General features: G+C 60.0%; 21 protein-coding genes. 13 read left to right on the forward strand and 8 right to left on the reverse strand.

Annotated features, from left to right (window positions below; all coding sequences use genetic code 11):
- Positions 1-3: 3 nt before the first annotated feature.
- Genes hisN through N7U68_RS19880 form a run of 3 tightly spaced genes read left to right on the forward strand, consistent with a single transcriptional unit; the run spans position 4 to position 2,601 of the window.
- Positions 4-792 (forward strand): histidinol-phosphatase, encoded by a 789-nt coding sequence (gene hisN, locus N7U68_RS19870; RefSeq protein ID WP_165192649.1) that lies wholly within the window; start codon positions 4-6, stop codon positions 790-792.
- Complete coding sequence (locus N7U68_RS19875; RefSeq protein WP_263047942.1) at positions 789-2,126, forward strand: 8-oxoguanine deaminase; 1,338 nt, start codon at positions 789-791, stop codon at positions 2,124-2,126. The genes hisN and N7U68_RS19875 overlap by 4 nt, the downstream gene beginning before the upstream one ends.
- Positions 2,127-2,160: 34 nt before the next feature.
- Positions 2,161-2,601 (forward strand): CAP domain-containing protein, encoded by a 441-nt coding sequence (locus N7U68_RS19880; protein WP_263047943.1) that lies wholly within the window; start codon positions 2,161-2,163, stop codon positions 2,599-2,601.
- Between the two features lie 2 nt (positions 2,602-2,603).
- Here the strand turns inward: N7U68_RS19880 and guaD are convergent, their stop codons facing one another.
- On the reverse strand, positions 2,604-3,893 hold the full coding sequence (gene guaD / locus N7U68_RS19885; RefSeq protein WP_263047944.1) for a guanine deaminase: 1,290 nt from the start codon (positions 3,891-3,893) through the stop codon (positions 2,604-2,606).
- Positions 3,894-4,026: 133 nt separating this feature from the next.
- Here guaD and mgtE point away from each other — a divergent pair, with 133 nt between their 5' ends.
- From mgtE to N7U68_RS19915, 6 genes are all read left to right on the forward strand, one after another.
- Entirely contained in the window at positions 4,027-5,430 is a 1,404-nt protein-coding gene (gene mgtE, locus N7U68_RS19890; RefSeq protein ID WP_165192643.1) for a magnesium transporter, read from the forward strand.
- Positions 5,427-5,984, forward strand: a complete 558-nt coding sequence (locus tag N7U68_RS19895) for a 5-formyltetrahydrofolate cyclo-ligase (RefSeq protein ID WP_165192641.1) — start codon at positions 5,427-5,429, stop codon at positions 5,982-5,984. The genes mgtE and N7U68_RS19895 overlap by 4 nt, the downstream gene beginning before the upstream one ends.
- A 36-nt stretch (positions 5,985-6,020) precedes the next feature.
- Positions 6,021-6,491, forward strand: coding sequence for an OsmC family protein (locus N7U68_RS19900; protein WP_206295732.1), 471 nt, complete (start codon positions 6,021-6,023; stop codon positions 6,489-6,491).
- 200 nt (positions 6,492-6,691) lie between these two features.
- Positions 6,692-7,504, forward strand: coding sequence for a TIGR00282 family metallophosphoesterase (locus N7U68_RS19905; protein WP_263047945.1), 813 nt, complete (start codon positions 6,692-6,694; stop codon positions 7,502-7,504).
- The gene (locus N7U68_RS19910) at positions 7,501-8,469 is read left to right on the forward strand and encodes a DMT family transporter (RefSeq protein ID WP_263047946.1); all 969 of its coding nucleotides are present in this window, start codon (positions 7,501-7,503) and stop codon (positions 8,467-8,469) included. Before N7U68_RS19905 ends, N7U68_RS19910 begins: the two co-directional genes overlap by 4 nt.
- Positions 8,470-8,507: 38 nt before the next feature.
- Positions 8,508-10,247 (forward strand): SLC13 family permease, encoded by a 1,740-nt coding sequence (locus N7U68_RS19915; RefSeq protein WP_263049199.1) that lies wholly within the window; start codon positions 8,508-8,510, stop codon positions 10,245-10,247.
- A gap of 145 nt (positions 10,248-10,392) precedes the next feature.
- Here N7U68_RS19915 and N7U68_RS19920 read toward each other — a convergent pair whose 3' ends face one another.
- Positions 10,393-12,165, reverse strand: coding sequence for an SLC13 family permease (locus tag N7U68_RS19920; protein ID WP_263047947.1), 1,773 nt, complete (start codon positions 12,163-12,165; stop codon positions 10,393-10,395).
- Positions 12,166-12,293: 128 nt separating this feature from the next.
- Between N7U68_RS19920 and N7U68_RS19925 the strand changes: the two genes are divergently transcribed.
- Entirely contained in the window at positions 12,294-13,034 is a 741-nt protein-coding gene (locus N7U68_RS19925; protein WP_165192621.1) for a YebC/PmpR family DNA-binding transcriptional regulator, read from the forward strand.
- Positions 13,035-13,944: 910 nt separating this feature from the next.
- Positions 13,945-14,529 (forward strand): HNH endonuclease, encoded by a 585-nt coding sequence (locus N7U68_RS19930; RefSeq protein ID WP_165197628.1) that lies wholly within the window; start codon positions 13,945-13,947, stop codon positions 14,527-14,529.
- 191 nt (positions 14,530-14,720) lie between these two features.
- Here the strand turns inward: N7U68_RS19930 and N7U68_RS19935 are convergent, their stop codons facing one another.
- Together N7U68_RS19935 and N7U68_RS19940 are read right to left on the reverse strand one after the other, a co-directional pair.
- Positions 14,721-15,263, reverse strand: a complete 543-nt coding sequence (locus N7U68_RS19935) for a bactofilin family protein (protein WP_165192617.1) — start codon at positions 15,261-15,263, stop codon at positions 14,721-14,723.
- Positions 15,253-16,575 carry a M23 family metallopeptidase gene (locus tag N7U68_RS19940; RefSeq protein ID WP_206295731.1) on the reverse strand — a complete coding sequence of 441 codons (1,323 nt, stop codon included), beginning with the start codon at positions 16,573-16,575 and terminating at the stop codon, positions 15,253-15,255. The genes N7U68_RS19935 and N7U68_RS19940 overlap by 11 nt, the downstream gene beginning before the upstream one ends.
- Before the next feature lie 366 nt (positions 16,576-16,941).
- Between N7U68_RS19940 and N7U68_RS19945 the strand changes: the two genes are divergently transcribed.
- Positions 16,942-17,739 carry a sulfotransferase-like domain-containing protein gene (locus tag N7U68_RS19945; protein WP_263047948.1) on the forward strand — a complete coding sequence of 266 codons (798 nt, stop codon included), beginning with the start codon at positions 16,942-16,944 and terminating at the stop codon, positions 17,737-17,739.
- Here N7U68_RS19945 and N7U68_RS19950 read toward each other — a convergent pair.
- Both N7U68_RS19950 and N7U68_RS19955 read right to left on the reverse strand, forming a co-directional pair.
- Positions 17,736-18,665: a choline/ethanolamine kinase family protein gene (locus N7U68_RS19950; protein WP_263047949.1), complete on the reverse strand. Its 930-nt coding sequence runs from the start codon at positions 18,663-18,665 to the stop codon at positions 17,736-17,738. The two genes, N7U68_RS19945 and N7U68_RS19950, sit on opposite strands and share 4 nt — an antisense overlap.
- Before the next feature lie 10 nt (positions 18,666-18,675).
- A complete protein-coding gene (locus N7U68_RS19955; RefSeq protein ID WP_263047950.1) occupies positions 18,676-21,090 on the reverse strand; it encodes a GcvT family protein in 2,415 nt (804 codons plus the stop codon).
- A 156-nt stretch (positions 21,091-21,246) separates the two neighbouring features.
- Here N7U68_RS19955 and N7U68_RS19960 point away from each other — a divergent pair, with 156 nt between their 5' ends.
- Entirely contained in the window at positions 21,247-22,248 is a 1,002-nt protein-coding gene (locus tag N7U68_RS19960; protein WP_263047951.1) for a GlxA family transcriptional regulator, read from the forward strand.
- Positions 22,249-22,287: 39 nt separating this feature from the next.
- Here N7U68_RS19960 and N7U68_RS19965 read toward each other — a convergent pair whose 3' ends face one another.
- Entirely contained in the window at positions 22,288-23,277 is a 990-nt protein-coding gene (locus tag N7U68_RS19965) for a C45 family autoproteolytic acyltransferase/hydrolase (protein WP_263047952.1), read from the reverse strand.
- Between the two features lie 22 nt (positions 23,278-23,299).
- On the reverse strand, positions 23,300-24,784 hold the full coding sequence (locus N7U68_RS19970; RefSeq protein WP_165192607.1) for a biotin carboxylase: 1,485 nt from the start codon (positions 24,782-24,784) through the stop codon (positions 23,300-23,302).
- Positions 24,785-24,802 lie beyond the last annotated feature (18 nt).

Genomic DNA, 24,802 nt, shown 5'->3' on the forward strand with positions numbered 1-24,802 from the left:
GCAGTGGACATTCAGGCGATTTCTGAAACGGCACATGCGTTGGCGAATGCTGCGCGTGCGGCTATCCTCCCTCATTTTCGTACGGACGGTCTGAAAGCCGAGAACAAGGATTCTGTCGGTTTCGACCCTGTCACTGTCGCAGATCGTGCCGCTGAGAGGGCGATGCGCGACATTCTGGCCGTTCATCGCCCGGATGATGCCATCCTCGGCGAAGAGTTTGGCGCAAAACACGGCAATTCCGGCCTGAAATGGGTGCTTGATCCGATTGACGGTACGCGCGCCTTTGTCTCTGGTGCGCCGACTTGGGGCGTTTTGATCGCTGTCGCGGATAGCAGTGGCCCGATCTATGGGCTGATCGATCAACCATACATAGGCGAACGGTTCGAGGGGGGATTTGGTCGCGCGCAGATGCGTGGACCACTCGGAGAGAGGCCGCTCGCAGTGCGTGGCAGTCGGGCGCTGGCAGCCTCGACATTGATGACCACCTTCCCAGAGGTCGGAACAGCGCAAGAAGGTGCAGCCTTTGCTGCGGTAGCAAAGACAGTTCAACTGACCCGCTATGGCATGGATTGCTACGCTTATGCGATGCTGGCCGCTGGACAGATTGATCTGGTTATTGAGGCCGGCCTGAATGCCTATGACATTCAGGCCCCGATCGCGGTAATCGAAGCGGCAGGTGGTATTGTCACTGATTGGCAAGGTGGTCCGGCCCATGAGGGGGGGCGCGCGATTGCTGCTGCGGGGGCTGAACAGCACGCGGCGGCTCTGGCGATACTAAGAGCGTTCGCATGACTTCCATACTTGTCCAGGGCGCCACACTGATCGTGACGATGGACGACAATCGGCGCGAGATTTCCGGCGCCGATATTTTGATCAAAAACGGCGTGATTTCTGACATCGGCCACAACCTTGCGGTGCCGGACACTGTCATTGACGCGACGGGGTGTGTGGTGACGCCGGGCTTGGTGAACACACATCACCACCTCTACCAGACCCTGACGCGGGCAGTGCCGGGGGCGCAGGACGCGCTACTGTTTGGTTGGCTCAGAACACTTTACCCCATCTGGGCGCGGTTCGGTCCGGACGAAATGTTCACTTCGGCTCAGATCGGTCTGGCGGAACTGGCGCTAAGCGGATGCAGCCTGAGTGCGGACCACCTCTATCTCTATCCCAATGGCGCGCGGTTGGAGGACACGATTCACGCTGCCGCAGAGATCGGCTTGCGGTTTCACCCCACACGCGGCGCGATGAGCATCGGCGAAAGCGCCGGTGGCCTGCCCCCCGATACGTTGGTCGAAGAAGAGGCTGCAATACTCGAAGATTGCATTCGCGTAATTGATGCCTTCCACGATCCGCGCGAGGGATCGATGTGCCGGGTCGGGATTGCGCCGTGTTCGCCGTTTTCCGTCAGCCGCGACCTGATGCGCGATGCGGCTCTGTTGGCGCGGGACAAGGGGGTGATGCTGCACACCCATTTGGCTGAGAACGCCGAAGACATTGCATATTCCGAGGCGCAATTCGGCTGCCGCCCCGGACAATATGTCGAAGATTTGGGTTGGACGGGGTCAGATGTCTGGCACGCGCATTGTGTCAAACTGAACCAATCCGAGATTGATCTGTTTGCCCGATCGCGTACTGGCGTGGCGCATTGTCCATGCTCCAATTGTCGATTGGGCAGTGGAATTGCCCCGGTCCGCGCCATGCGCGATGCCGGAGTGCCGGTCGGCTTGGGTGTCGATGGATCCGCCAGCAACGACGCAGGCAATATCTTGGCTGAGGCGCGGCAAACTATGTTGCTGCAACGAGTGGCAAGCGGTGCTGACGCCATGAGCGCGCGTGAGGCACTGGAAATAGCGACGCGCGGCGGGGCCGATGTGCTGGGGCGGCCAGATTGCGGGCGAATTGCACCGGGAAAATGCGCCGACATTGCGATCTGGGATGTTTCGGGGGTTGCGAGCGCGGGCAGCTGGGACCCGGCGGCGTTACTGCTGGCTGGCCCGATGCAGGTGCGCGATTTGCTGGTCAATGGGCGGCAAGTGGTTCGGGACGGACGGCTGGTCACGGTCGATCTGGACGCTGCGCTACACCGGCAAAGAGGACTGGCTCGCCGCCTCATGGATGGCTAAGTGTGGGCACCGCTTGATTTGAAAGGTACGTACTATGCAATACGCCCTGATTTTCCTGCTGGGTCTCATGTGTTTACCTGCCTCGGCGCAGCAGGTCGAAAACCTTGGCCCGGCTGCACTACAGCAGATGAATACAATCCGCGCGACGAATGGCTTGGGATCAGTGCAGGTCGACAAGAAGCTGACCGAGGCGGCGACAGCCCATGCGCGCGACATGGCAAAGAAAGGTTTCTTTAGCCATACGGGATCGAATGGATCAAGCATTGGCGATCGCGCGAGAAAGGCCCGCTATGGCTTTTGCTTCATTGCCGAAAATATCGCCAAGGGACATGGATCGCTGACACAGGTTCTGACCGGTTGGCTGAATTCGCCGGGGCATCGCGCCAACATGCTGCATGTTCAGGTGACCGAGTTCGGTCTGGTACGCGGGCCGGGCAACCATTGGGTCATGGTGCTGGGGCGGCCCGGCTGCTGAGGTCAGGCGGACATCCGTGATCCGTTCACCCAAACTTCGCGCATGGCACGGTCGTCCCCCATCATAATGGTTGGAAAAAGCGCCTCCCAGATGTCCTCGGCACGGGCGTGCCGCTGGGCGATGGCGGGGGTCGATGCCAGATCGAGAACCACGATGTCGGCCTCCATCCCCGGTGTCAGATTCCCGATCCGGTCGCCCAGATGCAGCGCCTCAGCCGATCCCGCTGTCGCCAGCCACAGCAATTGGGCCGGGTGCAGCGGTGTCCCGGTCAACTGGCCGATCTCATAGGCCGCCGCCATCGTCCGCAGCATTGAGAAGCTGGAACCGCCACCGGTGTCAGTGGCCAACCCGACGCGCATCCCTTCGGTCTTGCGCACGGCCGTATTGAACAGGCCAGATCCGATAAACGTGTTCGAGGTTGGACAATGCACCAACGCGCCCCCGGTCTCGCAAAGGCGATCGCGCTCTCGTGGCTCCAGGTGGATCGCATGGCCATAGAGACCGCGTGCACCCAGAAGCCCATGCATCTCGTAAGTATCCAGATAGTCGCGCGCCTGCGGATAGAGGTCACGCACCCATGCAATCTCATCCACCTGCTCACTCAGATGGGTCTGCATCAGGCAATCGGGATGTTCGGCCCACAACGCCCCGAGCGCGGCGAGCTGTTCAGGCGTAGAAGTGGGCGAAAAACGCGGTGTAATGACGTATTCCAGACGGCCACGCCCATGCCATTCACGCAACAACGCGCGGCTGTCGTCATAGGCCGATTGCGCAGTGTCGCACAGCCCTTCCGGGGCATTGCGGTCCATGCAGGTCTTACCCGCCAGCGCGCGCATGCCACGGGTTTGTGCCGCCTCAAAGAATGCGGTGACGCTCGCAGGGTGGATCGTGCAATAGCTGGCCATCGTGGTCGTGCCATTGGACAGTGCCAGATCAAGGTAGCGACCTGCGATCTCTGACGCATAGACAGGATCGGCAAAGCGCATTTCCTCGGGGAAGGTATAGCTGTTTAGCCAATCAATCAGGCGCTTGCCCCAACTGGCGATCATGGCGGTCTGCGGGTAGTGGACATGCGCATCTACAAAACCTGCGGTGATCAGTGCATCGGGATGATGAATCACGTCTGCGTCCGGGGCCGATGCTCTCAATTGCGCCAATGGGCCGAGTGCTGCGATATGGCCGCCGCTGATGTGCACGGCTTCATGCAGTTTGGCGGCGCCCGTCGCATCGTCGTCGAACGGGCTGGCTGCAAAACTGAGAACTTGACCGGTCAGGATGGTATTAGAGGGCATCGGGCCTATCCGTGTTGGTGTAGGGGCCAAGGATAAGCGTATGCCGGAAAGGCGTAAATCACCCTATTGTCATTGTTTTTCGCAAGGAGCTTCTTTAATCCTGCGAAGGCAACACCGCGCGAACGGGAGCAACATGGCCGACGAGAGCAACCAGACCGATCGGAGCAATCAGGAATCCGAGCGCGACGAGGACGATTTCTATGCCCTTGATCCGTCGGCAGTGGCGCGGATCATCTATGCGGTCGACATCGGTGACCGTGAGCGTCTGATCGCAGAGATGGAGCCGCTGCACCCGGCCGACATCGCTGACCTTCTGGAACAAAGTAACGCTTTTGATCGCCGCCGGATCATCGAGCTGTATGGGCCCGAGTTCGACGGTGACATTCTGTCCGAGCTCGACGAGTCGATCCGCGAAGAAGTGATTGGGCTTCTACATCCCGAAGTTCTGGCCGAGGCGGTGCGCGAGCTGGACAGCGATGATGTGGTGGACTTGGTCGAAGATCTGGAAGACCACCAGCAAGAAGCTATTCTGGAGGTTCTGGAAGACAGTGACCGTGTTGCGGTTCGCCAATCGCTGACCTATCCCGAATATTCTGCCGGACGCCTCATGCAGCGCGAAGTCGTCATGGCGCCAGAGCATTGGAATGTCGGAGAAGCTATTGATTTTCTTCGCAATCAGGATGACCTTCCCGAACAGTTCTATCACATAATTTTGGTCGACCCACGCTTGCACCCGGTGGGGAATGTGACGCTGGGAAAATTGATGGGCTCGCGCCGCGAAGTGATGTTGTCCTCGCTTGTCGAAGAGATGTTTCACATCATCCCTGTCACGCGGGATGAGGGTGAAGTCGCATATGCGTTCAATCAGTACCATCTGATTTCTGCGCCTGTTGTCGACGAAAATGACCGACTCGTGGGCGTGATCACGATAGATGATGCGATGGCGGTGCTGGACGAAGAGCACGAGGAAGACATCATGCGTCTTGCCGGTGTCGGTGAAAGTGGCATCAACGACAAAGTGTTCGAAACCACCAAGGCGCGGTTTCCGTGGCTTGCGGTTAATCTGGTCACGGCGATCCTTGCGTCATTGGTCATCGCTCAATTCGAGGTCATCATCGCGCAATTCGTGGCTTTGGCCGTGTTGATGCCGATCGTGGCGTCGATGGGGGGGAATGCAGGCACACAAAGCCTGACAGTGGCCGTGCGGGCGATTGCAACCAAGGATTTGACCGGAAGTAACGTCTGGCGGGTTATTCGGCGCGAAGTGCTGGTCGGGTTGGTCAATGGTCTGATCTTTGCCGTGGTGATGGGCATTGTCGGCATGTTGTGGTTCGGTGGACCTGCGCTGGGCTATGTCATTGCGGCGGCAATGGTGATCAATCTGGTGATGGCTGGTCTGGCGGGAACTGTCATTCCCGTGCTGCTGGAGAAGGCCGGCGTCGACCCCGCGCTGGCCTCGGGTGCGTTTGTGACGACGGTGACGGATGTGGTCGGTTTCTTTGCCTTTCTCGGGTTGGCAGCGGTGGTGCTGTTGTGACGGATTTGACGGCTATCAAGGCGGCAGCGCGCAAGGCGGCGCTGGCCCGGCGCAGGGACGCGCATGATGCGGCAGGTGCCGGGCGGGCCTCTCTGCTGTCAGGGGTTTTGGCCGGATACCGGGGCGTACCGCTGGCGGGTTACATGGCAATCCGGACAGAGATTGATCCGCTTCCCGCCATGGAAGAAGCTGCTGCGCACGGCCCGGTTGGCGTGCCGGTGATCACGGGGGAAGGGTTGCCGCTGGTCTTTTCCCGTTGGGAGCCGGGATGTGTATTAAAGGACGGACCGTTCGGTGCGCGAATTCCCGAAGTGGATGACCTTTTTGAGCCTGAAATCCTGATTGTGCCGTTGGTTGCGTTTGACCGAAACGGCGGACGGCTGGGGTATGGCGGCGGCTTTTATGACCGCACGCTGGAGAAGCTGCGCGCACGTCGCGCGACATTGGCCATCGGCTTTGCCTATGCGATGCAAGAGGCGAACGACTTGCCGTTGGAACCGACAGACCAGCCGCTGGATATGCTGGTGACGGAAACTGAAGTGATCACGTTTTAGTCGAGGCGGGTTTGCGACACCTTTGGAGGAGAGATCTTGGCGATACATGATTATACGGCGCGCGTGGTCTGGACGGGCAATCTTGGGGCAGGCACCGAAAGTTACGGCGGCTATGACCGCACTTGGAATGTAGAGACAGCGGGCAAGCCAGTCATTCAATGCTCGAACGATCCGCTCTTGGGGGGTGATCCGACGATGCACAATCCTGAGGATATGCTGGTCGCGGCACTTTCGGCCTGTCACATGCTGTGGTTCCTACATCTGGCGAGCAATGCAGGCATCAATGTTCTGGGGTATTCGGACGACCCACTGGTTGTCGGCGAATCCGAGATGAGTGGCGCAAGTCGGTTTTTGCGCGCGACGCTACGCCCGCTGATCGTTCTGGCCGAGGGCAGCGACGAGGCGAAGGCAGATGCCGTGCATTCGCAGATACACAAGGTCTGTTTCATTGCCAGATCTGTGAATTTTCCGGTCGAGATCGACGCCCGCTATCGGATCGGTGCGTGAACTGACCGCCTCGACCAAGGAAGCCGGGGATTGAAGAGGGTGTGGCGACCGAAACTCCGGTGGTTGGAGTGTAAGCCGCGCAGCTTTTCCTGTTCGTATTTCTGCCTCGTAGCGACGATCATGGGCCTCATCACTGGCGGAAGGGCACGCCATGCGAAACGCAGCTTGCTCTTGGGCGCGCTGCGCCCTAACACCTCTATATGAAACTCTTATTTCTAGGCGATGTGGTTGGCCGTTCTGGTCGAAAGGCGATCATCGAGACTCTGCCGCGCCTGCGCGCAGACTGGGGCCTCGATTTTGTCGTGGTGAATGGTGAAAACGCAACCAGCGGCATGGGTTTGAACCCCGATCATGCCAAGACGCTGCTGGACGCAGGTGCCGACTGTCTGACGTTGGGGGACCATGCGTTTGACCAGAAGGGCATGTTGCAATTCATTGAGACCGAACCACGTATCGTGCGCCCGATTAATTTTGCCAAAAGCGCGCCGGGACGCGGGCACAAAGTGTTCTCGGACGCGCGTGGACGCAAGGTACTGGTGTGTCAGGCGCTGGGGCAGGTGTTTATGAAGCGCGCCTTTGACGACCCGTTTTCGGCACTGGATGCCGTGTTGCGTGCGCATACGCTGGGCGGCGCGGTACAGGCGTCCATCGTCGATTTCCACTGTGAAGCCACCAGCGAGAAGATGGGGGCGGGCCATTTCTGTGACGGTCGTGCCAGTCTGGTGGCGGGCACACATACGCACGTTCCAACCGGGGATGCGCAGATCCTGCCCGGCGGCACGGCTTATCTTAGTGATGCGGGGATGTGTGGCGACTACCTGAGTGTGATCGGCATGGATAAGACCGAGCCGATGCGCCGCTTTGTCACCGGCATGTCTAAGGGACGTTTCGAACCGGCTCAGGGCGAAGCGACACTGAGCGGTGTCTACGTCGAAACCGATGACCGCACCGGCAAGGCGCAGCGTATCGAGATGGTCCGTCAAGGTGGGCGTTTGGCACAGGCCGGACCATGAGAGAAACGCCGTTTCTATATGCGGTGCTGTTCGTCATGGGGATCGGTTGGGGTCTGACCGTGCCATTGGCCAAGATCGCGGTCAGCACCGGACATCAACCGATGGGCCTAATTTTCTGGCAACTGGTCGTTGTCGTCGTGTTTCTGGGGGGAATCACCCTGATACGTGGCAGGCGGTTGGTTCTCGGTCGGCAATATCTGCTGCTTTTCCTGATGGTCGCGCTCTGTGGTGCGGTCCTGCCGGACATTTTTTTCTACCTCGCGGCGTCGCGGCTGCCCGGAGGGGTGATGTCGATTGTCGTCTCCAGTGTTGCGATGTTTTCACTGCCAATCGCGCTGTTGATGGGGAATGAAAGGTTTGAGCCACGCCGTCTGTTTGGCGTGTTCGTCGGGATGATGGGGATTGTCCTTTTGATCGGGCCGGAAAACAGTTTGCCCGGCGGCACCTCAGCGGGTTTTGTGTTGCTCGCCCTTTGTGCGCCTGCGCTCTATGCCACCGAAGGCAATCTGGTCATGAAATGGGGCACGCAGGGTCTGGATTCGATGCAGGTCATTTTCGGCGCATCACTGCTGGGCATGGTGATTTCAGCGCCGATCGCGGTTGCCAGCGGTCAATGGATTGATCCGATGGACGGCTTTGGCATCCCCGAGGCTGCTTTGGTGCTGGGGGCAGTCATCCACGCGGCAGTCTATGCCTGCCATGTCTGGTTGGTCGGGCGTGCCGGATCCGTCTTTACCGCTCAGACCAGCTATGTGGTGACGGGATGCGGCGTGATCTGGTCTATGTTCCTGTTAAACGAGAGTTACTCCATCTGGGTCTGGCTGGCGTTGGGGGTGATGATGTTGGGTATGTTTCTGGTGCAGCCCCGATCAGCGCGTGTGCTGGTACCCGGGCGTGTGATAGAAGAGGCCGATGCTGGTGCGGGTGCTGAGCGTCTGCACAATCAGGAGAGAACGCCAAGGTGATCGCATATCTCGATCTTTCACAGACCACGCAGGCGCTGATGACGCTCAGCGTTGTCGCCGTGATGTTCGCACTGTTTGTGCGCGAAACCTATCCGACCGAAGTGGTGGCGTTGGCCGGGGCGGGCACGATGCTGGCGCTTGGACTGTTGCCATACGATGCGGCGCTGGCGGTTCTGTCGAATCCGGCCCCTTGGACCATTGCGGTGATGTTTGTGATCATGGGCGCGCTGGTGCGCACTGGCGCGCTGGAGGCGTTCACCTCGCTGGCGGACCGGCAGGCGCGGACCAACCCGAAAGCCGCCATCGCGATGCTGCTGACGCTGGTGGTTTTCGGATCAGCTGTGATGAACAACACGCCGGTGGTGGTGGTGATGATACCGGTCTTTGTACAATTGGCGCGCACCATGGGCATTTCGGCGTCGCGCTTGCTGATCCCGCTCAGCTATGCGGCCATTCTGGGCGGAACACTGACACTGATCGGAACATCAACAAACCTGCTGGTGGACGGTGTGGCAAGGGCGCAGGGGTTAGAGGGGTTCACGATTTTCGAGATCACGCCGCTGGCGATCGTGCTGGTGATCTGGGGGATGATATATCTGCGCTTCATCGGGCCGATGCTGTTGCCAGAGCGTGACAGCATGGCTGACATGCTGTCGGACCGCAGCCGGATGAAGTTCTTTACCGAGGCGGTGATCCCGCCCGACAGCAACCTCATTGGGCGTGAGGTCACCGGTGTGCAGCTGTTCAAGCGCGAGGGCGTGCGCCTGATAGACGTGGTGCGCGGTGACCTGTCGCTGCGCCGCAATCTGGCGGGCGTGGTGCTGGAGGTTGGCGACCGGGTAGTGCTGCGCACCCAGATGACGGAGCTGTTGAGCCTGCAACGGAACAAAAGTCTTAAACGGGTTGATCAGGTTTCTGCGGTCGAGACCTCGACCGTGGAAGTGCTGATCACACCGGGGTGCAAGATGGTCGGGCGCTCGCTGGGCGCGCTGCGCCTGCGGCGGCGTTACGGGGTTTATCCGCTGGCGGTACACCGTCGGAACCAGAACATCGGACGACAACTGGATGATCTGATTGTCCGGGTGGGCGATACGCTGCTGCTGGAAGGGGCGCCCGCCGATATACAGCGGTTGGCCAGTGACATGGACATGGTCGATGTTTCGCACCCCTCTGCGCGAGCGTTCCGACGTGGGCATGCGCCGCTGGCGATTCTGGCGCTGATGGGGATCGTGGTGTTGGCGGGGCTCGGTGTGGCGCCAATCCTGCTGTTGGCGGTAGTGGCGATGGCGGCAGTCCTGCTTCTGCGATGCATTGATGCGGACGAAGCGTTTTCCTTTGTCGACGGGCGGCTTCTGGCGCTGATTTTCTCGATGCTGGCAGTCGGAGCGGCGTTGCAGGAAAGTGGTGCGGTGGCATTGATCGTGGGTGGCATTGCGCCCTATCTGATGCTCTTGCCCGGTGTGGTTGTGATCTGGGCCGTTTATCTGCTGACTTCTGTGTTGACGGAGATGGTCAGCAACAACGCAGTCGCCGTCGTGGTGACGCCTATTGCTGTCGGGCTGGCAGCGGCGATGGGAATTGATCCGCGCCCGTTGGTAGTGGCGGTGATGGTGGCGGCAAGCGCCAGTTTTGCCACGCCTATCGGCTATCAGACGAATACGCTGGTTTACGGGCCGGGCGGGTATCGCTTTACCGATTTTCTGCGGGTCGGTGTGCCACTGAACCTGAGTGTGGGGTTGCTGGCATCGGCGCTGATTCCGTATTTCTGGCCGCTTTGATCTGACGGAGCACGCTACGCGTGCGCATCTTCATCATTTGCGTCCACGCAGGGTGGGGGGCTCTGCCCCTCGGCCTTGAAAATTCTTGGAATTTTCAAGGCCTCCCCCGGGATATTTTCGGCAAAAAGAAGCTGGGACAGGTCGCTCAGAGAGGCCAAAAGATGAGGATCGCAGGAATTGAAACTGCTATGACGATGATTTCCAGCGGCAGTCCCATGCGCCAGTAGTCGCCGAACTGGTAGCTGCCGGGCCCGAGGATGAGGGTATTGTTCTTGTGGCCGATAGGGGTGAGGAAGGCCGAAGAGGCGGCGATGGCCACAGCCATCAGGAAGGGATCGGGTGAGACATTCAGCGACTGTGCCATCTGGATCCCCACCGGGGCCGCGACGATGGTGGTGGCGGTGTTGTTGAGAACGTCAGACAAGCTCATCGTGACGACCATCAGCACTGTCAGGATCACCCAAGGCGGCATGCCCTCCGTCAGGTCGTTCAGCGCGCCCGCGATCAGTTCAGTACCGCCTGCGTCCTGCAATGCCGCCCCAAGCGGGATCATAGAGCCCAAGAGGACGACCACGGGCCATTCTATGTGACTGTATAGTTCGTTCAGGGGAACAATCCGTGTGAGCACATAGGCAGTCACAACGAGGCCGAGCGCGACGGGCAGGTAGATGAGTCCAAAACTGGCGCCGGCGACGGCTGCGCCGAACAGGCCGATGGCGAGCCATGTCTTGCTGTCTTGGGTGACGCTAAGGCCGCGGGCAGCCAACGGTAGGGCCCCCAACCACTCTGCTACATCATCACCGCGGTCCTTGGGGACGAGCAGCAGCAGAATATCACCGGGTTGGATGGTGGTTTTTCGCATCTGTTCGGTGATGCGTTTGCCCTGTCGTGAAAGGCCCATGAGGACCGAACGCTGGCGCCAGTGCAGACCAATGGATTGGGCTGTTTTACCGGCGATGCGTGCGCCTTCGGGCACAACCAGTTCGAGGACATCGAGACCTTCGCCCTCGGCCTCCAACCGTTCCGTACGCTCGGCATCAGAAAAGGCGAGGGACAGGGCGGCGCGAAATTCGTCCAGCGCATCGGGCTGCGCCTCCAGCACCAGAACATCGCCCGCGCGCAACACTGAATTCAGTGCCGTGCCATAGCGCCGTTTGCCATCGCGGATGAGACCGAGGAGGGCGACATCGGTTTTCTGTGCCGTTTCCTGCAATTCTGCCAAGCGTTTGCCGATCTGGTCCGAGTCTTCCGGCACAGTCAATTCGGCAATATAGCTGCCTATATCAGAGGTGGCGAGCACGCTGCCTTCGCGTTGTGGAATGAACCGCCAGCCGATGAGGGCGACAAATGCGAGGCCGGCGATGGCCGCGACGCCGCCGACCGGGGCGAAATCGAACATTCTGAACGGTGCGCCCAACTGTTCTTCGCGGATCGCGGCGATGATGATGTTGGGCGGCGTGCCGATGAGGGTAACCATCCCGCCGAGGATGGTGGCAAAGCTGAGCGGCATCAGGCTAAGCCCCGGCGCGCGGCCGGCCTTGCGCGCGGTTTGCACATCGACAGGCATCAGCAGCGCCAGCGCGGCCACGTTGTTCATAAAGGCCGACAGCACGCCGCCGATCCCGCCCATCAAGGCGATATGCGTCCCGAGCGCCCGGGAACTGTCGACCATCGTGCGGGTAATCAGGAACACCGCGCCGGAACGTACAAGGCCTGCCGAGACCACCAGAACCAGCGCCACCACCAGCGTGGCGGGGTGGCCGAAGCCGGAAAAGGCGTCCTTGCTGGGAACGACGCCCAGCACGACGCCGGCCATGAGGGCGGCGAAGGCGACGATGTCATACCGCCACCGGCCCCAAAGCAGGAGGGCAAAGACGGCACCGAAGAGGGCGAAGAGGATGATCTGATCTGTTGTCATGGAAAGGAGCCTAGACCGAGGTCGGGGGCGCGTCACGCGCGGAATGAAAGACGAGGTGCGCTCAGACATTGCTCCCTGCGGTGGGAGGCGATATGAGGGCGTTAAAATCGCATGACGGGAGCGTATCAATGGCCGGCCACTCAAAATGGGCGAATATCCAACACCGCAAGGGGCGTCAGGACGCGGCGCGCTCCAAGCTGTTTTCCAAGTTCTCAAAGGAGATCACCATCGCCGCCAAGATGGGCGATCCCGATCCAGAGAAAAATCCGCGTCTGCGACTGGCGGTCAAGGTGGCCAAGGCGCAGTCCATGCCGAACGACAATATCGATCGGGCGATCAAGAAATCGCAGGCCGGAGATGCGGAGGATTACGAGGAAATCCGCTATGAGGGCTATGGTCCCGGCGGCGTAGCCGTGATCGTCGAGGCGATGACCGACAACCGTAATCGCACGGCCAGTAACGTACGGAGTACATTCACAAAACACGGCGGCAACCTGGGCGAGACCGGCAGTGTGGGGTTCATGTTCGAGCGCAAGGGGCAGGTCACTTATACCGCTGCGGCTGGCGATGCGGATACAGTGATGATGGCTGCGATCGAGGCCGGTGCCGAGGACGTAGAAAGCGCCGAAGACGGCCATGTGATCTGGTGCGCGGACAGCGATCTGAACGAGGTGTCAGTCGCGCTGGAGGCCGAGCTGGGCGAGAGCGACGAGACGCAGTTGGTCTGGCGTCCGACCACATCCACCGAGATGGATCTGGAGGGCATGCAGAAGCTGATGAAGCTGATAGATGCGCTGGAGGACGACGACGATGTGCAGCGCGTCACGGCCAATTTCGAAGCCTCCGACGAGGTGATGGAACAGCTCTAAGAACGGCCCGGATCCGGCGTCGGTATTGCGTCGGTAACACGTCGGTATTGCGTCGGTGGCTGCGTGTCGGGATACGGGGGCCCGGGCTGAAGCCCGACCTACAGAAGGTCGCGGCGCGCGCCACGGTGAAACCTGTCCCGGCCGAGATCAATTGCACGTTTCTGCCATGCCCCGCCAGTGCCGCGCCGAGCGCGACCGCGGTACTGCAGAGCGCCCGACGCGCGGTGAGGTCGTTCATCTGACCGGCCTCGTCATGCAGAAAAGCGATGGTGGCGCGCAATGCGGACCGGTGACCCTGATGAAACTGGGACGACCGGACTGGCCTGCACATGAGATTGCGACAATCCGACGGAACGGGTTTGTCGGAGAAACCTGCCATGTCAAAAATCCAGCTTGCCTTGTGATCTGGTGCCCTCTTCGCGGCTGGAGCATAAAACATGACCGAAACGATGCACGGGACCGATAGATTTTGCGGCAGTGTATTTTGCTGAAACAGTTTCCCTTGGCGTGTTCCAAACAAAGTGATCTGGAGATTTTACATAGAACTAGATGATGTCGGATGCGCGACGTCACGTCTTTGAACCGCTCTGCGTTGTTGTCCGCTTCCAAACAATCTCATTCTCGTAGCTTCGTGCCCTAAACACCGCATGTCCGTTCCGCCCGTTTGAATTGGACTGCCTGAACTGGCCAGTCTGGATGTGCCCGTATCGTTACGGGTGCGTGGTTAATGCCGAGTGTCGGCGGGTGGGGCTGATTGGGCAATCGCCGGGTGTGCAGGGTGTCACGGTGGTGTCACGCGGTTCCGTTACCCAAGCCCTAGATGTGCCATGAAATCGTGGCTTGTCAGGTAGCGAACACGATATATAGTGATCCCCAGACAAGCCACCTCAGATGGGAGCGGCGGGTGATCATGGAAGGTGAGTTCCGAACCGAGTTTGTTCGCGCGCCGGGCGCGTTGAAACAGCATCCGGCATTGGTGCTGAATGCCGATTACCGTCCGCTGAGCTACTATCCGTTGTCGTTGTGGTCATGGCAGGACGCGGTTAAGGCGGCCTATCTGGACCGGGTGGATATCGTCGCGGAATACGACGAGGTGGTGCATTCGCCAACCCTGCAAATCAGGATACCGTCGGTCATTGTCCTGAAGGATTATGTCAAGCCGCAGCGGCGGGTCGCCTTTACCCGGTTCAATCTGTTTTTGCGCGATGAGTTCTGTTGTCAGTATTGCGGCAGTCGGGGCGATCTGACCTTTGACCATGTGGTGCCGCGCGCAAAGGGCGGCGTCACCAGCTGGGAGAATGTCGTGGCGGCGTGCAGCCCGTGCAACCTGAAGAAAGGTGCAAAGAGCCTGCATCGAACCGGTATGGCACTGCGCAAGCCGCCGCGTGCGCCCGAGGCCGAGCAGTTGCGTAATCTGGGACGCAAGTTTCCGCCCGGACATCTGCATGAGAGCTGGGTCGATTTCCTGTACTGGGATGCCGAACTGGAAGCGTAGGCGTCCTGCTGCCCTGTTGGGTCAGGTATTTCGGGAAAGATGAAAGGCGCGGGCATATCGGGCCGGGGCTCGCATATGCGATGGATCATGCGCTCGACGGCGCGAACGAAAACCGCCCCACCCAGTCTATCTGGTGTGAGGCGGTGTTGTCGGTAGCGGGTAAGCACCACATAGAAGGGTTGAGAGCGAATTCAGCTCTTGCTCTGGGCCGCACCTGAAGGCTGCGCCGCCGAAGGAGCCTGAGCCGGGGCTGCGGCTGCTTTGGATTTGCCGTTGAGCGGGTCATCCTGACGTTGCACCGAGCCCTCAAAATGAGCACCGGATTCGATGGCGATCGTCTTGTGGATGATGTCGCCCTCGACACGGGCGGTCGAGGTCAGGCGCACCTTGAGGCCACGCACGCGACCGACGATGCGACCGTTAATGACCACGTCATCTGCGATCACTTCACCCTTGATGGTGGCACTTTCGCCAATGGTCAGCAGGTGGGCGCGAATGTCGCCTTCTACGGTGCCTTCGACCTGAATATCGCCGGTGGTTTTCATGTTGCCGGTCACATGCAGGTCCGACGAGAGGACCGATGCGGGCGGTTTCGCCTTTGGGGCGGTCGCCTTGAATTCGCCGGGGGCGGGTGCGGCGGGTTTCGGCGCATCCAGTGATTTGTCTGTGCCGGAGGGTTTCGGCGCATCGCCCGTCCGGGGGCTCGGGTCGTTGATTTTGCTTTTAGAAAACATCTCTCGCAGCCTTGATATAGATCATTGGGTTGATAGCTTTTCCACCTACACGAACCTCGTAGTGTAGGTGTGTGCCGGTCGAACGTCCAGTGCTCCCCATATCACCGATACGGTCTCCGCGCGAGACCCTTTGGCCCTTTGTGACGCGGATTTTGGACATATGCGCATAGCGGGTTTCAATTCCGAACGCATGTTGGATTTTCACAAGGCGTCCATAGCCCGATTGCCAGCCGGCATGGATCACGACGCCATCGGCGGTGGAATGAATCGGTGTGCCGTGCGGCGCGGCGAAATCAGAGCCGCTGTGCATCCGGCCCCAGCGCATGCCAAAGCCCGAGGTGTAGCGGAAGGCGCTTTTGACTGGGACTGCGAAGGGCGCCTTTTGGGCGGCGATCCGGTAGAGGTTCAACCGATCCATCTGGTTGAGGATTTGGTTGGCGCGCATAGCGTCGGGCGAGGGGTCCTCGCCACGGGTGGAGAAACTGAGTGGCATCAGCGGGCCACCTTGACCGGAATAGCCGCCACGGACTGTATCAAGCAGGGATTTGGTGTTCATGCCGGCCGCGCGAAACATTTTGTCCAGCGGTTCGACCGAGATGCTCATTGCATCCTCGAGCTGGCGGAATATCTGATCGTTCTGATCCTGCATCAGACGGATCTGGTGGGTCATGTCCTCGGCCTGCAGGATTGCATCCTGAGCGTTGGCGGTGACTTTGTCGCGCTCCATCGCGGTGTCGGCCAGTGCGGCAGTGAGGAAATCGAGCGTCACGGCACCAGCGCCATCATCAGTGGACAATACGCTGCCGCTGCCGGCGCTCTTGGCCATTTCCGCGGTCAGGGTCGCGGATTTATCGCGGGCGCTATCGCGCTCCTTCATCGTGCGGCGCAGGGTGCTCTGGATCACCTCGATGCCGGTTTCCATTTCGCGCCGCCGGGTCTCAGAGGCCAGCAATTCGGATTGCATGATCGAGATCTGTGCCAGCGCCGAGTTGAAGCGCGCCTGTGCATCATGTGCCTCTTGGGCGCGGGTGTCGCGTTCGCGCGACAGCGCGTTGAGGCGGTTCTCGTAGGTGCGCTGGTCGCGTTTGGCCTGTTCGCGGAAATTACCGGATCCGATGCTGTCCATCAGCAGGATGGCCGTGGCGATGATGGCCCAGGCAACAACGGCCGACGCCCCGGTAAAGGCGATTAGCTGAGTGCCCGACCGCAGCCGGATGAAGCGCGTGTCAGTATCCGACCGCAGAAAAACCCTGCGCTCGGGGAAATAACGCTCTAGCAGAGCGTGAATTTTGATCGCTATGCGTGTCCGCAAGTTGCCCTGTCCCTAGTTGTCCCTTCCGCCTGGCGTTCTATCTCCGTCGCGCAAGTGTTGCTCCGAAACGTCGCCTTGGCTGCGTCCTACCCTAGACCTTTACAATTCAGCAACTCTTTTGACCAGAATTATAGCCGAATCGTGGCCAGTTCATGCCGAATGGCAAAAAATCGCCGATATGCAACGGGTTGAAATGGGATTTTCACGCTTGGTCTGCGCCGGATTGCCGCAGGTTGCCAAATCGGTTGGTGGGGCTGGCAGGAGGAATACCCGGTGTCGGGGTTCCGTGTCGTGCCTGTTCTTGCTTTAGTGCGCATGAGGTATTCAGCCGCCGTCAGCGCGGCAAATCACACCAAAGGTATCACAATGGCCAACGCACCTTATCCGATCATCGCCCTGTGGTCACATCCGCGATCCATGTCCACGGCAACCGAGCGGATCATGCGCGAGCGTGGCGATCTGGACTGCGCGCATGAGCCGTTCATGTATGAGTATTACGTTGGTCGTCAGGCGGGGCAGACGCCGCATTTCGATGTGCAGCCGGGGCACCCGACGCGCTACGAGGATATCCGGGCGATGCTGCTGAAACGAGCGGAGGCGGGGCCGGTGTTTTTCAAAGATATGAGTTACTACGTGATGCCGCGTTTACTGGAGGACACAGCGTTTCTGGAGCGGCTGACACATGCGTTTCTGATCCGCTATCCGGAGGCAGCGATAGCGTCCTATCACAAGCTGGATGCGCAGGTGAGCGAAGAAGAGATCGGGATTGCTGCACAGTGGCAGCACTATCAGGGGTTGGTCGCGCGCGGGCTGACCCCGCCCGTATTGCGGGCCGAAGATATTCGAAATGATCCCAAGGGGATGATGGCGGCGTTCTGGGCGGCGGTGGACCTGCCATACACAGCGCAAGCATTTGACTGGGCAGGAGATGTGCCCGAGGACTGGGCGCAGGTCGAGGCATGGCATGGATCGGTGACCGACAGCCGCGCGATACGTCCCCTGCCAGAGGATTACCACGAAGCCGCGCAGGCAAGGTTTGACGCGGCAGCGGCAAAGGCACCGCAGTTGCGAGAGTATCTGGCGACGCATCGCCCGGCCTATGAGGCGCTGAGCGCATTGGCACTGGACCCGCTCAAGCGTCCGGGCGGCTGCCTTATGCTCTAGCCCGCGCGCACCGCTGCCACATGTGCGGCGAAGGCCGGGTCGTTCATCAGTGCCTTGCAGCGGTCAAAGCGGCCAGTGGCGTAAGCCCAGAAATCTTCGGCAGGGTTGCCATCGGCGTGCTGGATCAAGCCCCAGAGGGTCCATAGCAGATCGCACATCGCCTTGTAGATCACCACGCGGCCATGCTGTGCAGCACTGGGATCACCGTCGAAATAGGCGCGCATCAGGTCCATGTCCTGTGCATCCGTCAATCCGGCCTCTACCGACAGGTCGCCCACGTCCCAGAGCGGATCGTTCATGCCGGAATATTCCCAATCGACGATCCACATGCGTGTCCCGTCGTCAAGGAAGTTCTCGCACAGCGGGTCGCAATGGCAAGGGGCGAGCGGCGTGGGATTGTCGGCAAGCGCCGCCTTGACCGGTTCGGCGGCGGCGACGATATCGTGGTAGCCGTCGGGCAGGTCCACATCTTTGGTGCTGAGGATCTTGAGATAATCGTCGATCATTGGAAACACATCGAAACGAAATTCGAATGTCTGGCCCGAGCCGTGCAGTTTCGCCAGCGCCTCGCCCGCGCGGGCAGGCGATCCGTCGCGTGTGGCGAACAGGTCAGGCGTCATCGTGACGATATCCGGAATTGTCCGGCTGATCATAATGCCAGAGGCGGCATCGGCCCAGAGCACATCGGCCGAGACGCCGGCCGCATGGGCGGCGTTCGCGTTCACGATCTCGATCCGGCGGTCGATGTAATCCTCGGTGCCGGGGCCGGGGATGCGCACAATCACCGACTGGCCGCGTGCCTCGACCCGGTGGACGAGGTTCGTGAGGCCGCCCAGACGGGTAAGGGTACAGTCCTGTACTGTGATGTCGGTGAAACCGGGGGCATTGCGCAGGGCGGCGATGACGTGGGTCGTATGCTCTGTCATGGGCTTTCCTTCAGGATTTCAGGCGGACGTTTTCGGGATCATAAAGCGGCGCAGCGGTGTGTGTGATGCTGTGGCGCTGGCCAAAGACTTCGATTTCGAAGTCGGTTGCGTCCCAAAGGGTGCGCGGCAGATAGGCGTGGATGATCATCTGACCCACGCTATGGCCAAAACCCGAAGATGTCACCAGCGACACCGGGGCACCTGCATGAACGATGGTTTCGCCGCCAAATAGCGGCAGCTTGTCAGGGCTGGTGAAGGTGCACAGCTTACGCTCTGGTCCGGCTGTCTTTTGCGCGGCAAGCACATCGCGCCCGATGAAGTCGCCGCCCGATTTCAGATGCACGCGGAACCCGAGGCCCGCCTCGATCGGGGTATAGTCGGGGGAAATGTCGCCTGACCAGTAGAGATACCCCTTTTCCATGCGCAGGCTGTCGATGGCGCGATAGCCAATGTCGGTCAGATCGCCTGCCTTGCGCAGCCTCTCCATCACATAGGCGGCAAATTCGGTGGGAATGTGCAATTCCCATCCCAGTTCGCCGACGAACCCGATCCGTACGGCGCGCACCGGGGCCGCGCCGATGGTGATTTCGCGTGCAGTGGCAAAGGGGAAGGCGGCGTTGCTGATGTCCTCTTCGCAGGCAGTGGCGAGGATTTCGCGCGATTTCGGCCCGCAGATGTTCAGCACCGCGCGGGCAGAGGTGACTTCGATCAACTGGACCGTGCCGTTTTCGGGCATATGACGGCGGATCCAGTCTGCATCATGGGTGCCAAAGCCAGCGCCGGTGACGATATAGAAATGGTCGGTTCCCAGACGGGTGATGGTCAGGTCTGCTTCGATCCCGCCCTGAGGGTTGCAGAACTGTGCGTAGATGACGGATCCGACGGGTTTATCCATGTTGCAGGCCGCGAGGCGCTGGAGCGTGTCGAGCGTGCCGGGGCCGATCATCTCGAATTTGGCAAAGCTGCTCTGATCTATCAGCGCCGCACCTGTGCGCACTGCGCGGTGTTCCTCGGCGGCGAAGGTGTGCCAGCCGGGATCGAGGAAATCGAGCTGATCTACGGCGGGTGTTCCCTCGGGGGCGAACCACAGCGGGCGTTCCCAGCCGTTTTTCGAGCCGTAGACAGCGCCGCGTGCCTTGAGCGCGTCATAGAAAGGTGAGCGTCGCAGGCCGCGTGCTGTTTCGGCTTCGGCTCCGGGGTAGCGCATCTTGTAATGGTGCGCGTAATGTTCGACTGCGCGCGGATACATAAAGGCGCGGGTGCCGTGATGCGGGCCAAAGCGGCGTACATCCAGCGGCCAGAGGTCAAGACTGGGCCGACCTTCGGTGACCCACTCGGCGATCATTTCGCCCGCACCGCCACCTGCGGCGATACCGTAGAGGAATCCGGTGGCCATCATCAGGTTTTTATAGTCCGGGGCCCAGCCCATGACGAAATCGCCATCGGCGGAATAGGGGATCGGGCCGTTGATGACCTGCCGGATGCCGACCTCGTTTACGACCGGCGTGACGCGCCCCGCGAGTTCGGCCAGCGGTGCAAAACGGTCTAGGTTATCTGGCAGAAGCTGACGCACGAACGCGCCGGGGATGCCATGATCGCCAAAGGGCAGGGTGCCTTCCTCGTAGCCGCCGATCACCATCCGCCCGCCTGCGTCGGGTTTGTAGTAAACCAGCCGCTCGGGATCGCGTAGCGACGGCAGACCGCGCACCAGATCGGCGTCGGGCAGGGGTTCGGTCACGACATACTGGTGTTCGACTGCACAAGCGGGGACGCGCAGGCCCAGCTTTGCGCCCAATTCGCGCGACCACATGCCGGTGGCGAGAATGATGTTCTCTGCCTCGTAATCGCCTTGGCTGGTCATCACTTTGGTGATGCGGCCATTGGTGATCTCGAAATCCGTGACTTCGACGCCTTGGCGGATGTCCGCGCCGTGCAGACGCGCGCCCGCTGCGATCGCCTGGCAAAGGCTGGCCGGGTCCACATGTCCGTCCGAGGGAATGAACGCAGCGCCCTCGATACCTGTCTCGTCGATATAGGGGAACAGATCTTTGGCCTCGGCGGGGGTGATCATGTGCATTTCCAGATCAAAGCTCTGGGCCATGGTCGTCAGGCGCTGCGCCTCGAGCATCCGTTCGCGGGTGGCGGCCAGCCGGAGGGAGCCGACCTTTTTCCAATCAAAGGCCATGCCGGTTTCGGCCTCGAGTGTGTCATAGAGCGCGACAGACCGTTTCAGCATTCGGGTGGTGTTGCGCGACGATCGCAGTTGCCCGACCAGCCCAGCCGCATGCCATGTTGCCCCTTCGGTGAGGGCCGCGCGTTCTAGCAGGATAACGTCGCGCTCGCCGCGTTTGGCGAGATGGTAAGCGGTGCTGCACCCAATAATGCCACCGCCGATGATCAGATGTTTTGCCGAATGCTGCGTCATGCCCTTACCCTTTGTTGGTTTCGGAAATGTTGCAGATAACGGTCAAAATGCAACATAATTTGTTGAATTTTGTTGATTTGAGCATCACCTAATCTGACTAGGCCCGTGCGCTGCCGCATGATACAGAGAAAGTCATGCGTCTTGAGGAGCCATGCGGTGTCGCAGTCGGACTATATTGCCAAGGGATCCGCCAGTTTCACGATTCCCAAGGTGGACACCCCGCGCGACTTTGATTTCGTTTTGTTGCCCAAGCTGACCATGCTGGCGCTGAGCGCCGCGATTGAGCCGTTGCGCGTGGCCAATCAGATTTCGCAGCAAGAGCTTTATCGGTGGCGCACAATGACCACTGACGGGGCACCAATCCGCTGCTCGAACAACCTGCAACTGGTGCCGGACGGGCCGATTGCCAACGCCGCACGCGGCACGCGCGTCTTTGTGTGTGCCGGGGTGGAGCCATCCGAAACCATGAATGCGCGGCTGGTGCAATGGACCGCACGGCAGGCGGCGCATGGGGTCGCGGTCGGGGCGATCTGCACCGGGGCGTTTACACTGGCAAAGGCCGGGTTGCTGCGCGGGCGCACTTTTACGCTGCACTGGGAGAACCAGCCCGCGTTTCTGGAGACATTTCCCGACCTTTTGCCATCGCCGAATCTGTTCGAGATTGACGGCGATCTGATGACGGCGGCAGGTGGCAGCGCGTCGACCGATCTGATGCTGAACGTGATCGAGGACGATTTCGGACCGGAATTTGCGTTGGTGGTGTCGGATATGTGCCTGCATGGGCGCAGCCATTCTGAACATGCGCCGCAAAAAACCGCGCAATCTGCTATTCTGGGTAGTCGCAACAAGAACCTGATCGCCGCCATCCGCATCATGCAAACCCATCTGGAAGAGCCGCTTACGGTGGAACGCATCGCAAAGGAGATCGGCATTTCACGGAGGCAACTTGAGCGCAGCTTTGCCGAGCACGCGCGGCAGAGCCCAAGGCAGTATTACGCCGATCTGCGGTTGAGCAGGGGCTATGCGCTGTTGTCCGAAACCGATCTGCCGATTTCCGAGATTGCTGCCGCGACGGGATTTGGCGACACGTCCGCTTTTGCGCGCGTGTTCCGCGGGAAATTTGACATATCCCCCAGCAAATTTCGAAAAAGATGGTGAAAAAGCCCGCTGCGGACGCGCCGCGGATGGGGGATGTGGTCAGGTGTCCTGCGCTTGACCCTCTGGGGTATAGATCAGCCGCAGATCCTCGTGAAAATCATTCAGATCGAACGGCCAGCGTGCACGCGGCCATCGTAGCTCCATCTGGAGGCGCTGAGGACGATAGACGGCAGTATAGAGCGTGCCGAAACCCTGATCGAAGCGCGTGGAATAAAGCGGCGGACGCAGGAAAGCGTTGATGAATTTCTCTTCCGGTTCGACGTGCAGGGTTAACCGTTGCAGCAGGAACCGCTCGCGTTCGACTGTGGCGGTAAATCGCGCATGACTGGCCCACTCGACGCGTTCTTGGTGGTTGGTGGCGACGGCCTGATGGGTGATGACCGTCTTGCGATCAGGGGCCATCAACGCCGTCAGATAGCGCCGCTGTGCATCAACGACGGTGACATTGTAGCTCATGTGGGTGGGGATGCGTGCCAGCACCTTGCCCGCTTCGGCAGCCGTTTCGCAGGTTTGCAGCACATAACGCAGGATCAGCGGCACGCCGAACCCGTCGCCGACCACACGTCGTCCGCCAAAGGTCAGCGACACTGCGAGGCCCGCGTCGTTGATCCCGTCAACCAGCCCCCAGAGACCGTCCGACGTGCCCATGACCGTGCGCCCCTGCCATTTGGTCCGCAGGGTCAGGCTGTCGAACGCCTTTGGCGAGTAGTCGTAATTGCGCACCATCACCGGTTCTTCGCCGGGCCAGATCGCCTGTGAGCAAGATGAGAGATATGGCGGCGGGCAATAAAAGCTGAGGAAGCGTGCGGCATGATCGGTGCCGCCTGCCAATTCGCAAAGCTGATCATAGAGCGGCAGAAGTTCGGGCATATGCGCGCGCAATGCCTTGTGACTGTCCAGAAAGCCGGGGCGCGCTTCGGGGCCCTCGCGTGCCCACCAACGGTGGTAATCGGGCCAGTACTCATGGAAAAGCCCGGCCCACTTGGGGCCGGGTTCATCCTCGGAAATGGCGCGCCAGTTCAGTTGCATACGGCGTAAGCCTGCCTTTCGTCTACATGATCTTAAAGGCAGGGTCGGCCAGTGCCGGACCCGCCTCGGCGGTGGGCATGGGCCGGGCTGAAACGCCTTGCTTGATCCCGTGAATCCAGCGTTTTCCGCGTTCGTTAAGCTGGAAGCCCGGCGTCATCGAGCGCCCGCGCGTTACCAGAATGCCGATATCGGCACCCTCGTAGCGATAATCGCCCGGTTGCAGGATACGCAGGAAGAATGCCTCGTTCTCGTTTTCTACCGCGCGCCGGTGATAATCAAAGCGGTTGAAGTCGATGCTGCCGTCCTCTTTCATCCGGTAAATACCGGTTTCGGGAACTTCGGTGGCAATATCAACGGTATCGTCGGTATGCTTGATGACCATCTGGCTCCAGCCGTCGATCATTTTGGGATCGGCCCAGCGGGCATTCAGTTCCTCGACATCGAGATCGAATTTCTTCTTGGAAAACTCAAGAAGGTGGAAGAGGAAGAGTGGCGCGTCAGCATGGGCGAAGGCTGCGTGGTTGGTCATTGAACTGGCACCGGTGATGCGTGGATTCAATTCGCCCAGCCAGATATCGCCGGTTTTCTTGTCGATCAGGAAATCCAGCTCGAAATAGCCGCGATAACCCTCTTTGCGCAGTTGTTCACCGAATTTGAACGTCAGATCGCGAGCTTTCTGGCGGACCTTGGGCGGGAAGGCGGTGCTGAAAATCTCGTTTCCGCACCAGCCGCCGCGATAGGGGGTCAGTTCCTTGAAGCCCACCAGCTCTGTCATGAGCGGGCCGACGATGGTGCCTTCCTTGGTGGCGCAGGCTTCGATCGCAGAGCCCCGGCAATCGATCCGCTTCATGATCTTGATCTCGCCCTCGCCGATGATCTCATGCTCGTGACGGCGGAAGTCGGCCTCGGATTTGATAAAGAACGTTGTGTGCCCGCTGTCACCAAAGGCCGATTGCAGAACCAGATCGTGGCCGATGCCGGCCTTTTCGCAAACCTCCCGCAGGTGGTCGTAGGATTTGACCTCGGACAGGGTGTTCGGGACCGAAGGCACGCCGGCCTTGTTGCCGATGCGGACAGTCTCGATCTTGTTGTCCATCGCGGTACGCAGTTTGGCCTTGGGGAACCAGACGTCGGCGCCAAGTTCCTTGGACAGGCGTTCGGTTTCCTCGTCAAACATCAGGAACACGAATTTGGGCTTGCCGCCGCGGCGCTTGATCAGGTCGATGACCTCTTTGTGCTGCAAGAGATAGTTGTTGATATCTTCGATCGACTGGAATTCGGCATGTGGCTGCTCGGACGGGCAGAACACGTTCGGGTGTTTGCCGCCGTAGCAGTCGATATAGCAGATATATTTGAAATTCTTGCACCATTCGTCCAGCCCCAGAAGGTTAAAATTGGTGGCCGAGATGAAATAGATCGGGTCTTCGTTGCGGTGAAAATGGCGGCGGATTTCCGAGATGTTCTTCAGGTCAGCCGATTTGCTTTTGGGTTCTGCCTTTTTGGCCATTTGTCGTTCTCCCTTGGA

It is taken from the genome of Roseovarius pelagicus, from assembly GCF_025639885.1.
Taxonomy (GTDB): Bacteria; Pseudomonadota; Alphaproteobacteria; order Rhodobacterales; family Rhodobacteraceae; genus Roseovarius; species Roseovarius pelagicus.